Raw genomic sequence first — 12583 nt, 5'->3', positions numbered from 1 at the left:
TTCTCCATCAATGATTGTCGCGGGGCAGGCCCAAGGTCTGCGAGGTCGGATAGGGATAGCCGCCCTTGCCAAGCCGACACTCCGCCAAGCTGGGGTCAAAGTTCAGGCGGCGCTCAAGCGGGACGGTCGTCTCCATATTCTCGGAGTTGTCGAACCAGGCGGTTGATCGGCCTCCGTGGGTGCTGGCGGTCATTGCAGTCTTTCTTGAGCGGCGTCGGGCGATTGACGCCGTCAAGGATCATATATACTCATACTAATTAAATATCAACGAGCGGACGTGCCTTGGCCAATCCATTGAACTTGAATGTTCGGCATCTCACGCGAGGGGGCAGCGCCCTGTTGCGAAACAGTTTTTTCTTGATGGCGGCATGTGAGCTATATGTGCCGTTCTGCGTGCTTGGGGGCAGTAGGTCGGCCAATGCGCTCGCAATGGAGACCGCAATCGCATGACCAAGCGTCTTCTCATCGCGCTGCTGGCGCTGATCAGCACCGTAGCCCCGGCATCGGCCGCGACACTGGATTGCCCGCTGCGCGACGCGCCATTCTCGCTCGCGTCACCGTTCATGGACATATTGCTGAACCCCGCGGCGCGCGCCGCTGTCGAAACGGAAGCGCCGGGCATCCTCGCGAAGCTGCCGCCGATGTTCACGAGCACCACCGCGCCCAGTTTTTCGGCGATTCTTTCAGTGCGCGAAGCCGGGGCGATGCTGCGGATCAGCGCGGACAAGATGGCCAGCATAGCGGATCGGCTGAAGGCCATCAGCGTGACGGATGCGGATCGCGTAGCGCGCTGCGCCCGCTATGACGACGACCGGCCGACCTTCATCCTGCCCAAGGGCAAGCCGCGCATCCTGTTGTTCGAAAAGATGACCGGATTTCGCGACGGCCCCTCGGTGGAGGCCGCCCATGCGGCGTTCCTCGACATGGCGAAGCGTCACGGCTGGGCGATGGTGGCCACGGATCGCGGCGGCGCGATCTCTCCGGCGATCCTCAGCCGGTTCGATGCCGTGATATGGAACAACGTCAGCGGCGATGTGCTGACCCTGACCCAGCGCGAGGCGCTCAAGTCTTATATCGAGCGCGGCGGCGGCTTCGTCGCGGTCCATGGTTCAGCCGGGGACCCCGCCTATTTCTGGGACTGGTATGCGGACACACTGATCGGCGCGCGGTTCATCGGTCATCCGATGGGGCCGCAATTTCAGGATGCGCAAATCCGGCTGGATGATCCGAAACATCCGGTCGCAGCCGGGCTGCCGACGGCATGGACGATGAAAGACGAATGGTATTCCTTCAAGGCAAGCCCCCGCCTGTCGGGAGCCCATGTCCTCGCCACGTTGGATGAAGGCAGCTATTCGCCGATCGGCATGATGAAGCAGGACCTGCGCATGGGGGATCATCCCATCGCATGGACCCGCTGCGTCGGCCGGGGGCGATCCTTTTATTCGGCGATCGGCCATCGGCCGCAGACCTATTCCGACCCAACCTACCGGACGATGCTGGAAAGCGCGATCTCCTGGGCCGCGGCCAGGAAACCCTGCGCGCGTCCTGCCCCAAGCCGATAGGGATGCATGGCCCGGCGATCGCCAACTCGTCGGCCCGGACAGGACGGCACTGGATTGACGCCTTCTGGTGCCGGATATACTCATACTAATAAACAAGCGGTGGAGAGCTTTCAGCGAATGGCTTTGTGACGTCCCAACTGGGCTCGGGCATCATTGCGAGCAGCCGCCGCCGCGACACCGACAATGATTGCAGGAGTATAGAGCGATGAACGTGCGATTTGGCGCTGGTCTTTCCCGGCGGACGCTCCTGCGCCTGTCGGTGAGCGCCGCAGTGCTGATCCCTGCTTCCCGCGCGTTTTCCCTTGTCCCTCGCCTATCGCCCGCCCCGTTGACGCTCGACCGTCGGGGCCAAGTTTTCGACGATGGATGGAGCTTCCTGCTCGGCGACGGCGCGGACGTTGCGAAGCCCGCCTATGACGATTCGGCATGGCGCCGGGTCGAGTTGCCGCATGACTGGAGCATTGAGGACCGTCCGGGAAGCGATCCAGCCCTCAATGCGGTGCTTCGCTCGGTCGATAGCGCCCCCTTGTGGCAGAAGGTGCCGTCGAAGGACGTGCCCCGCCTCATCGGCCCGTTCGATGCCGGATTGAACGACAATCTGGGCTATGCCCGCAGCGCCAGCGGCGCGCCCACCGGCTTCACCGTCGGTGGCGTCGGCTGGTATCGCAAGCGCTTCAAATTGCCGCCGCTTAGCCCTGACGCCCGCGTCCAGATCGTCTTCGACGGCGTTCACATGAATGCCCAGGTCTGGTTGAACGGCGTCCTGCTCGGCCAGCGGCCCAACGGATATGTCCCCTTCGCATACGATCTGACCCCGCACCTTTCACCATCAGGCGACAATGTGCTGGCGGTGCGCGCGGCCAATATCGGCCGCAACAGCCGCTGGTATGCGGGCTCGGGCATTTACCGGCATGTGTGGCTCGACATCACGCGCGCGTTCCGTTTCGAACAATGGGGCGTTACGGTCACCACACCCAGCGTGTCGCAAGAAAAGGCCACCGTGGAGGTCGTGACCCGGATCGAGGGATCGCAGACCGGCGGCATGGTGACGACCCGCATCCTCGACGATGCAGGAAAAGCCGTCGCCGAAAAGACCGTGGCGGCCGGTGACCGTGTGACAACGTCGCTGGAAATGGCACGTCCCCGGCTGTGGTCGCCGGACGCGCCCCATCTCCATCAGGTGGAATGCACGTTGCAGGCGGGCGGCGAAGTCATCGATCGGATGACGGCTCCCCTCGGCATCCGCCGGGTCGAGATCGACGCCCAGAATGGCCTGCGCATCAACGGCAAGCCATATAAGTTGCGTGGCGGCTGTGTTCACCACGACAACGGCATCCTTGGCGCCGTGGCGATCGACCGCGCGGAATATCGCAAGGTCGAAATGCTCAAGGCGCGAGGTTTCAACGCGCTCCGGACATCGCACAATCCACCCTCTCCCGCCTTTCTCGACGCCTGCGACCGGCTCGGCATACTGGTGATGGAGGAATCCTTCGACATGTGGCGGGTGGCCAAGAATCCGGACGACTACAGCCTTTATTTCGATGGCTGGTGGCAGCGGGATCTGGAGGCGATGGTCCGGCGCGACGGCAATCATCCTAGCGTAATCATGTGGAGCTTCGGCAACGAGATCCCCGAGCGCGGCCAGCCTGAAGGCGTTGCGATAGCGAAAATGTTGAGCGACGAGTTGCACCGGCTTGACCCGACCCGTCCGGTGACGCAGGCGATCAACGGCAGCCCCGGCCCCGATGTGACCGGTCCGGATGGACGACCGGATCAGGCCGCCGCCCAGTTCCTCGACGTTGCCGGCTATAATTATAAATTCAGCAACTACGAACGAGACCATGCAAAATTCCCCGACAGGGTCATGGTGGGAACGGAAAGCTTCCCGGCCGACGTGGACAAGGTGTGGCGCCTCACCGATCGCTCGCCATACCTGATCGGCGACTTCGTATGGACGGCAATGGATTATCTGGGCGAGGCGGCGATCGGCCGCACGCTCCTGTCCGGAGAGACGTTCGGCCCGGATGAATATCCGTGGTTCGGGGCGTCCTGCGGCGATCTCGACCTGATCGGCCAACAGCGGCCGCAGTCGCTCGCCCGCGACGTTATTTGGGGCCTCAGCCCACTTGAGGTTGCGGTCCAGCGGCCGATCCCGGAAGGCAAGCAGGAGCGGCCTTTCCTGTGGGGCTGGCGCGATGAGCTTGAAAGCTGGACCTGGCCGGGTGCCGAGGGCAAGCCGCTCGACGTCAGCATCTTCACTCCTGCTGACCGCGTCACGATCGAACTGAATGGCAAGATGATCGAGGACCGGGCGATGACACCCGAAAATACATCCTCAGCGCGGATCCCAGTGGTCTATGAGCCCGGACGGCTGGTCGTGACCGCCTATTTGGCGGGGCGGAAGATCGGAAGCCGCAAATTAGAGACTGCGGGCGCTGCAGCAGCCCTGCGGCTTAAGCTCGATCGTCCCAAGATAGCCGCCGACCGGAACGATCTCGCCCATGTCACCGTGGAGGTCGTCGACGCCAATGGCCGGCTGGTGCCTGACGCCGCGCATGTTCTGCGGCTTTCGCTGAGCGGAAGCGCCGAACTTGCCGCATTCGGCAACGCCAACCCGCGCGGCTTGGCGAGCTTCCGGCAACCGGTGGCGAAAAGCTGGCATGGCCGCGCACTGGCGATCATCCGGCCCACGGGTTCGGGCACGACGACCATCAGTGTCGGATCGGAAGGATTGCGGAGCGCTCAGTTCAGGCTGTCAGTCGTCGGCAAGAGCTGAACGGCCAGAAGCCTGCGGAGCATGCTGACCACCTATTTTCATGGCGCCGCAATTTCCGTGGATATAGTCCGCGAAAATCTCCGCCAACTTGACGGCTCGCCCGCTCTTGGCGTGATCTATCGGCATTGAACTGATGCGGTGGATGCCTCCCTTCGCCCGGCATCGTATGATGCTGACTAGCGCCATGGTGGCGCGCGAAGGAGGAGCATATGTCGGACGCACACATGCTGGCGTCGATCTGGCAAAGCGGAGCTTCCAGGTCTGCGCGACCGATCAAGCAGGGTCGTGTGTGGATGCCTCCCAGATTGCAAGGTGATTTTCTGACTTTGCTCGGCAGAGCGCTTCATCGGTCGTGTGTCAGGCCTCTGGTGTGGCTTGCTGACGCCACGGGCCGTTATGCAGTTCGAACGATCCGGGCCACATCGGTTCAGCGAGCTTGGTTCGCTCTCGCCCCGGGACTGGTTAGCCGCACCGTGAACATTGAAGTCCTTGTCGCATAATATCAGTCGATCTCCTTGCCGGGACCAAGGCCCCGAGCGCTATGGCGGTTACGCCATTCACGCCAAACGGTAGTCTTCCTCGCGTGTCATCATCGCCCAGATTGTCCGCGCCATTTTGTTCGCCAGCGCGACGGCAACCACCATCCGCGGTCTGCGGGCCATCAGGCGTCCCAGCCAGTTGTCGGGGAGAACGCCTTTGCGAACAATCCATCGAATCCTGCTCATCGCACCGACAACGAGAAGCTTGCGAATGTCGCTTTGTCCCATTTTGCTCATGGACCCGAGCCGCGCCTTCCCACCCATCGATCGCTGCTTCGGTACCAGGCCGACCCATGCCGCAAAGTTTCTGCCGCTGCCAAATGTGCGCAGGTCTGGCGCGAAGGCCATGATCGCACCGGCGGTCACTGGTCCGACACCCGGTACCGTGCAGAGGCGGCGAAGCTCGGCGCTGACCGTTATAGCCTCTCGTAATCTGAACGAAAGTTCGTCGATTTTGGCAGAGAGGGCGTCGATGTGCTCCAGGTAAAGGCGTGCGATATCCCGGATACTGGCAGGCACGTCGATGTTATCGTTGTCCACCGTCGCGCGGATATCTTTCAGGTGAGGAACGCCTTGGGGGAATACCAGACCGAATTCGGCCAGGTGCCCTCGCAGGGCATTGATGGTCTGCGTACGCTGACTGACAAAACATTGGTGGGTTCGGTAGGCAACCGCCCGCGCTTGATGTTCCGCACTCTTTACCGCCACGAAATGCAGGTTCGGGCGCACAGCTGCTTCGGCAATGGCCGCCGCATCTGCCGCGTCGTTTTTCTGCCTCTTCACGAACGGTTTTACATAGATCGGTGGGATCAACCGAACCTCATGACCTTCTGCGCCCGCAAACCGGCCCCAGAAGTGGCTCGTCGCGCAAGCCTCCATCGCGACGATGCAGCGAGGCTGACCCTTGAACAAAGCCTCCAGTTTGGACCGAGAGACCGTCCGATTATATAGAACCGACCCTGCTTGATCGGTCGCGCAGACCTGGAAGCTCCGCTTTGCCAGATCGACGCCAGCATGTGTGCGTCCGACATATGCTCCTCCTTCGCGCGCCACCATGGCGCTAGTCAGCATCATACGATGCCGGGCGAAGGGAGGCATCCACCGCATCAGTTCAAGACGGCGTAATACAAACAGAACACTTGCAGATGGAGCGCATCCCGCACATCGGGTTGCGCAGCTGTTCACCTCGCCGCGCAACCTTCTCCCCGCTGTGTAGCGGGGAGAAGATGATAACAACTCTGTTTAGAAGTTCAACTCAGCAGACAAACCGATCGACCTGAATGAGCCGTAGGTAAACTGCTGAGTTAGAACACCTCCGGTGAGAGGCGCGCCCTGGATATAACCGACGAAACGTTTGTCGGTGCAGTTGCGACAGAACACGCTAAAGCGCCATTTGCTGTCAGCGGCCCTCAGACCCAGATCGAAGTCAACCGTCGTATAACCCTCTTGTTTCGTGTCGGGATCGCCATTCGACGTGTAGTTGACGGCAGAGCGTGAATATAGAGAGCTTCCGATGCTCGCCACCAGGCCCGCTGTAACTGGCCGCTCATATCGTACGCTCAGCAATCCAGTCCAGGCAGGAGCATTGGGAAGTCGCCGTCCGCTCGAATCGGTCACCCCGCCGACACAATCCGGCTGACCAGTATAGCAGATATCTCCCTTGAACTCTTTGAACCTTGCATTGGCATGGGCAAGCCCGCCCGATATCGTTAGCCCATCAACTGGCTGTGCCGCCAGTTGCAGCTCAAAGCCTTTTGTCACGAGCTCGCCGGCATTTTGGACAAAAATGGAGAGCGTCCGCGGATCAAAGGCTTGCGCCTGAAAATCACGGAAGGAAGTATGATATAGCGCAGCGTTGAAGGTTAAGCGTCTATCAAAGAACTGCGACTTCAACCCCAATTCATAGTGCCGGGAAATTTCGGGCCGTACATAGATCGTCGAGAACTGGGCGAAACCCGGGCCCTTATAACCTCGAGAAGCAGTGGCATAAATCATGTGGTCACGCGTGACGTCATATTGCAGCGTCCCCCGCCAAGACAGGTCGGTATTGTGCCGCTCGACGGTCGGCGTGTTAGCTACAGGAATGATTTGGATCGGCGCTCCCAACCCGTCCGATGAGTATTGGATATCCACTTCGTCATAGGTCAAGCGAGCACCGCCGATCAAACGGAGCTTATCAGTCAGCCTGCCGGTGATTTGGCCGAAGCCTGCATAACTGCGAAGATTCTGGACCTGGTTGACTGAGTTCCCCAGTAAATATGGGACGCCCGGCGGCGGGGTCGAACCCAAATTGCCAGTGATGAAGTTGAATTGTTGGATACGAGCATTCAGCACATATAGACCGAACTGATAGTCGATCGCTCCTCCACCTGTGGAAGCAACACGGAGTTCGTTTGAGAACTGCCGAAACTTCTTGGGCTCAGTGAACCTGTCGAGCAACGGCACAGGAAGGAAATCGGGATCGAACTCGACACCGACCTTATAGAAGCGGGCGGCTGCTATATTGGTCAGCTGAACATCATCGCTAAGATCATACTGGATCTTGATCTGCGCACCACCGACCTTAGAATTTTCGAACGACGGTGTGTCGAAGCTCACGCGCGTATTGCCTGGCCCCGGCTCGATCCCAACTGAGGCGACAATAGGAGCCACGGGATTGCCTGGTGATACTGACCTGATCGACGACGCCCCCGTGTTGAGGCCCTTCGAGTCCATGTAGTCAGCGCCAAGATAGATCGATAGTCGGTCACTTGGCTTCCACAGGATCTTGCCGGACCCACCGATTTGCCGCAAGCCAAGGTCTAGATGTGGATTGGGGACAACATTCCGAAGAATAGGAGAATTATCCCGGTAATATGCGTTCAATCGAACGGCGGCATCAGCGGACACCGGCAAATTCAATATTCCATTGACGCGAAACTGATGCGTGCCGTTCCCTGTGTGTAGATCGCTATATTCGGAGTTCAACCGTCCACTTGCTTCCCCGATAACCGGATCATTGGTGCGGATGTGGACAAGACCGGCCGATGCGTTTCGTCCGAACAGCATGCCCTGTGGGCCGTTGAGAACTTCAATCTGGCTGACGTCAGAAAAATTTACAACCCCCATTTCCGTCCGCGCCAGAGCCACATCGTCGATCACCAGCGCCACGCTGCTGTCGATGGTACGTTGGAAGCTCGTTGTCCCTACGCCGCGAATGGAGAAATTGCTGCCTTGCGATTTCGCGCCGCCGTTTTGCGTTTGCAAGCTCGGCGACACCGCCGACAGCCGATCAGGGTCGTTCACCCCTCGCCGCGCCAGTTCATCTCCGCGCACCGCAGTCACGGAAATCGGAACGTCCTGCAAACGCTCAGCGCGCCGCGTGGCGGTCACGATAATTTCACTGACGGCAGTGGATTGAGCTGTCGCCGGTGAGCTTCCTGGCTCCTGCCCGACTTCTTGCGCGGCCGCTCCCGAAATAGCAAACGGAAGCGCAGCGCTATTTAGAAGCACGCAACCAAGAACGCCTTTTAGATGCGTCACGGATTCCCCTCCTCATATTATCGAATCCAGCGAGAATTAATATAGAATATATAATCTGTCAATATTTATTTCGGCATTAATATTCTGTCTACAGTCGAAGGGCGTCGCCGAGATATGACACATGTCTGCGGCGCCAAGCATCAAGGGCACTCAGGACAGCTTCAACCTTGAAGAGACGGAACCGCCAAGCGCCACAGGATCCCAAAGTATAGTTTATTACAAAAAGATTTCTCCTTCGCCGAGAGCCGCTTCGGATCCTGTCCGCTTTTAGGCACTCCTTCTTGGACAGAAGCATTGCAAGGCCGGCCGATGACTTCGGTCCGCCTTTCAAATTTGGCCCGTCGCCATTCCATAAATGTTGTTGAGTAGGATATATGGAACAAAACTTCCATATCGATCCTCATTCGTGCATTTCCCTAAACCTCTGCACACGGAGATTGCGAGACATGAAACTTCAACGATTCATTTCAACTGCCATGCTGCTCATGGCACCGGGGACAAGCGTTGCCGCGGTAGCTCAACACCACGCGCATAAGGCTCATGTAGCGACTGATCATCGCGCTTCGGTCAAAGCGGGCGAGATAAACCTGGGCATATCGTCAGGGCCCGATACAGAGCAATGGGGAACGATTTTCGGAGTGCGCGGCGTACGCAATGTATCTCGGGCGACACTCACCCCTGTGCTGCCCGCCGCGAGCACGGCCACCGGCGCTGCAGTAATCGTGGCGCCCGGCGGGGCCTTCAAGTACCTCTCGATCAACAATGAGGGATATGATGTGGCCCACTGGCTGGCCGCGCACGGCATAGCCGCCTTCGTCCTGAAATATCGTACCGAGCCAACGCCACGAAATGCAAAGGACTTCGATGCCATGATGATGGAAGCGGCGAAGGCAATGACGGACCCTGCAAACCTTCCACAAGCTGCGCCCACGCTTCCTAAAGCATCTTTCGAAGATGGTCAGGCAGCACTCAAGCTGGTCCGAAGCCAAGCTAAAACCTGGGGAGTCGATCCTCAGCGCATAGGCTTCTTGGGTTTCTCTGCGGGCGCCGTCCTGACCATGGGCATGGGGCTTGCGCCTGAAACAGCGGATCGTCCCGACTTCATAGTACCGATCTACGGTTCGCCCGAGGCGGTAGCCGTGCCCGCCGACGCACCACCTATCTTTTTCGCGCTCGCGCTGGACGATCCTATTGTGGCGCGCGGACAACTTGGTCTTCTAAATTCATGGCGGGCCGCGAAGCGGCCGGTCGAAGCGCACTTTTACGAGACCGGCGGGCACGGCTTCGGCATGAACGCAAAGACCGCAGCCGCAGGCATGTGGGCAGAGGAAATGCTCGCCTGGATGGAAGATCGCGGCTTGTTGAAAATGCAGGCGAAGTAAATTCAACATCGGCCCTTTGTTTGAGTCGCGCGGGGGATGACGGCATCGGCGCTCGGAGCCAGGCGGCGCTCCCCCCGCACCGTGATGGAGGCGATCAGCAATCACACTCCTCAGAGAAATACCGGTCAGCGCCGATCAGATCAGTTCTATCGCCATGGCTGTCGCCTCGCCGCCGCCGATGCATAGGCTGGCGACGCCGCGCTTCAGGCCGCGATGCTGCAGGGCGCCCAGCAATGTCGTCAGGATGCGCGCGCCCGACGCGCCGATCGGATGACCGAGCGCGGTCGCGCCGCCGTTCACATTGAGCTTCTCCGCCGGAATGCCGAGATCCTTGGCGGCAATCATAGCCACAACGGCGAAGGCTTCGTTGACCTCGAACAGATCAACATCATCTACCGCCCAATCCGCCTTCTGCAGCACCTTGCGCATCGCGGGCACCGGAGCAGTGGTGAAGGCAGCGGGCTCCTGGGCATGGGCGGCCGTTGCAACGACGCGAGCGATGACGGGAAGGCCGAGCCTGTCCGCAACACTTTTCCGGGTCATGAGGAGCGCGGCGGCGCCATCGGAAATGGAGGATGCGTTAGCGGCGGTGATGCTGTTCTGGATCGAAACGATGGTGGACAGCGCTCCATCGGCCGCCGCAATTTCCATCAGCGCCAGAGCGTAGGACACAGCATCCGCTCCCGCTCCGCCATATATGTCGGGCGCAATCATGCCCCATAGGCCCAATGCGGCCATTTCCTCGAACAGAGCACTGGGGTAGCCGCCTTACTTTTCGAAGCGCGCGCTATGGGGTCGGATTTCCGCTTGGGCGAAACTCCTCACCATATCCCGGCTCGCCAACTGATTTTCGTCTAACATAATTTGATGGGCACCTTGCTGGGCATCGCGATTGCCGCTGCACGAGGCAGTTCGACGCGCTATTTCCTTGAGAAACTTGACCGTGTCTCGTTCGCCTCTTCTGACCAGCTCTTGCCGTCTTCCACGACAATAGCTCACTAGCGCCATTCAAAAAGCGGCGGATCATCAGCACTCACGGTCTACTGATTGGTCCTGATGTACGGATCCAGCAGAAGGGGAATAGCGTTGCCGAAGTGTTTTCTTGTCCAACTTGCCTACGCTTGTCTTTTCCAGCGAGGTTTGAAACATCACTCGCTCGGGCACAGCCCATTGCGAGATTTGTCCGCGGTCGGAAAATGTTTTGACATGCGCCTTAACCGAGCACTCCGTAAGGGCCTCAAAGCCAGCCTTTGGGACCACGATTGCCAGAGGACGTTCGCTCCATCTTGGGTCTGGCACTCCAATGACGGCCACTTCACTAACGCCTTCAAGCTGCGAGATGATATCTTCGATTTCTAGCGATGAAATCCATTCACCACCCGTCTTGATCACATCCTTGATGCGGTCGGTGATCTGCAGCACCCCGTCGGGATGGAGGACGCCGACGTCGCCGGTATGCATATATCCCCCTTCCCAGAGCATCTCGGAAGAGTGCGAGTCACCTAGATATCCTTGCGTCAGCCAAGGAGCGCGCACGACAATCTCCCCTGCACTTTTCCCATCGCGCGGAAGGGGATTCATGCCTGGGTCAACGATGCGCAGATCGACAAGAGGCACCGCCGCACCCGCACGCGTGCGGGCCTCCACCTCTTCAGCCGACCCGTCCGCCAATTGCTCCGCCGTCATCTGTGCTATGCTGAGAATGGGGCAGGTTTCCGACATGCCGTAGCCTGCAAAAATGTCGATGCCCCGGGCGAGCGCAGCATGGACGAGCCCTTTGGGCAAAGCAGCCCCCCCGATCACGATCTTCCACCCTGTAAGGTCGGCGTCAGCCGCTTCGGCAGAGGTCAGCAACATGTGCAGCAAGGTCGGCACGCAATGGGAGAAGGTCACCCCCTCGGACTGTTGCAGCCCCAGCAGGGTCGCGGCGGCATAGCGCCCCGGGTAAACCTGCTTCAGTCCGAGCATCGTTGCGATGAATGGCATGCCCCAGGCATGGACGTGGAACATAGGCGTGATCGGCATATACACGTCGGCGCGATGCAGGCGCCCTTGAACCTGGGAAGCTGCCATCGCACCTGCCATCACCAATGAGTGAAGAACAAGCTGGCGATGGCTGAAGAACACGCCCTTTGGCGAGCCGGTGGTGCCTGTAGTATAAAAAGTAGTGGCGCGGCTATTCTCGTCAAAATCCGGGAAATCGTAATCCGGCGCGGCGCCTGCCAGCAACCCTTCATATTCGGTAATGACCGGGAGCGTCGATACCGGCACTTCTCCCGTGTCGGTAAGGACTATGACGGTTCGAACATGCTTGATCCGATCCCATATGCTTTCCAGCAGCGGAAGGAAATCGGCATGGACGAGAAGCGCATCGTCGCGTGCATGGTTGATTGTATATAGTATCTGCTCCGGCGACAGGCGTATGTTCACCATGTGGAGCACCGCCCCCATTCCCGGAATGGCGAAGTAGCTTTCCAGATAGCGGTTGCTGTCCCAATCCAGCACGCCGACCGTGTCGTCGGCCTTTATGCCAAGATTCGAAAGACCATTGGCCAGCCTCCCAACACGGTTGGCAAATGTTCGATAATTGAACCGTGCCACATCGCGGTAGACGATCTCCTGTTCAGGCGCGCGTGCGAGACCTGATGCCAACAAATGCTTCAGAAGAAGCGGAAACGCATAAGCCGAGGGAGCCGGTTCATCCGCTCGGCAGATCGCCTGTTGTCCGGTCATCATCAAGGCCTCGCAGAAAGGGTATCGTCGTGCGTCGCGTCACAGAACTAAAGTCCTCGCCAGGAGGAG

8 protein-coding genes are annotated in these 12583 nt (G+C 59.4%); 3 read left to right on the top strand and 5 right to left on the bottom strand.

All coding sequences use genetic code 11. The features are described from left to right. Window positions 1-7: 7 nt before the first annotated feature. On the bottom strand, window positions 8-193 hold the full coding sequence (locus tag ACZ5ZH_RS15830) for a hypothetical protein (protein WP_464772960.1): 186 nt from the start codon (window positions 191-193) through the stop codon (window positions 8-10). 253 nt (window positions 194-446) lie between these two features. On the opposite strand from ACZ5ZH_RS15830, the gene ACZ5ZH_RS15825 reads away from it, so the two are divergent. Together ACZ5ZH_RS15825 and ACZ5ZH_RS15820 are read left to right on the top strand one after the other, a co-directional pair. After that, window positions 447-1562: a ThuA domain-containing protein gene (locus ACZ5ZH_RS15825; protein ID WP_460988231.1), complete on the top strand. Its 1116-nt coding sequence runs from the start codon at window positions 447-449 to the stop codon at window positions 1560-1562. Window positions 1563-1767: 205 nt separating this feature from the next. Continuing rightward, window positions 1768-4338, top strand: coding sequence for a glycoside hydrolase family 2 TIM barrel-domain containing protein (locus ACZ5ZH_RS15820; protein WP_464772959.1), 2571 nt, complete (start codon window positions 1768-1770; stop codon window positions 4336-4338). 557 nt (window positions 4339-4895) lie between these two features. Here ACZ5ZH_RS15820 and ACZ5ZH_RS15815 read toward each other — a convergent pair. Both ACZ5ZH_RS15815 and ACZ5ZH_RS15810 read right to left on the bottom strand, forming a co-directional pair. Continuing rightward, complete coding sequence (locus ACZ5ZH_RS15815; RefSeq protein WP_464772958.1) at window positions 4896-5933, bottom strand: IS110 family RNA-guided transposase; 1038 nt, start codon at window positions 5931-5933, stop codon at window positions 4896-4898. Window positions 5934-6119: 186 nt separating this feature from the next. Beyond that, complete coding sequence (locus ACZ5ZH_RS15810) at window positions 6120-8399, bottom strand: TonB-dependent receptor (protein ID WP_464772957.1); 2280 nt, start codon at window positions 8397-8399, stop codon at window positions 6120-6122. Between the two features lie 446 nt (window positions 8400-8845). Here ACZ5ZH_RS15810 and ACZ5ZH_RS15805 point away from each other — a divergent pair, with 446 nt between their 5' ends. After that, window positions 8846-9781 carry an alpha/beta hydrolase gene (locus ACZ5ZH_RS15805; RefSeq protein WP_460988279.1) on the top strand — a complete coding sequence of 312 codons (936 nt, stop codon included), beginning with the start codon at window positions 8846-8848 and terminating at the stop codon, window positions 9779-9781. A gap of 135 nt (window positions 9782-9916) precedes the next feature. Here ACZ5ZH_RS15805 and ACZ5ZH_RS15800 read toward each other — a convergent pair whose 3' ends face one another. Further along, window positions 9917-10519: an acyl-CoA dehydrogenase family protein gene (locus tag ACZ5ZH_RS15800; RefSeq protein ID WP_464772956.1), complete on the bottom strand. Its 603-nt coding sequence runs from the start codon at window positions 10517-10519 to the stop codon at window positions 9917-9919. Window positions 10520-10807: 288 nt separating this feature from the next. Further along, entirely contained in the window at window positions 10808-12517 is a 1710-nt protein-coding gene (locus ACZ5ZH_RS15795) for a long-chain fatty acid--CoA ligase (protein WP_464772955.1), read from the bottom strand. Window positions 12518-12583 lie beyond the last annotated feature (66 nt).

Source organism: Sphingobium sp. TomMM7A (genome assembly GCF_055397305.1).
This window is presented reverse-complemented; position numbering and strand designations above follow the sequence as displayed.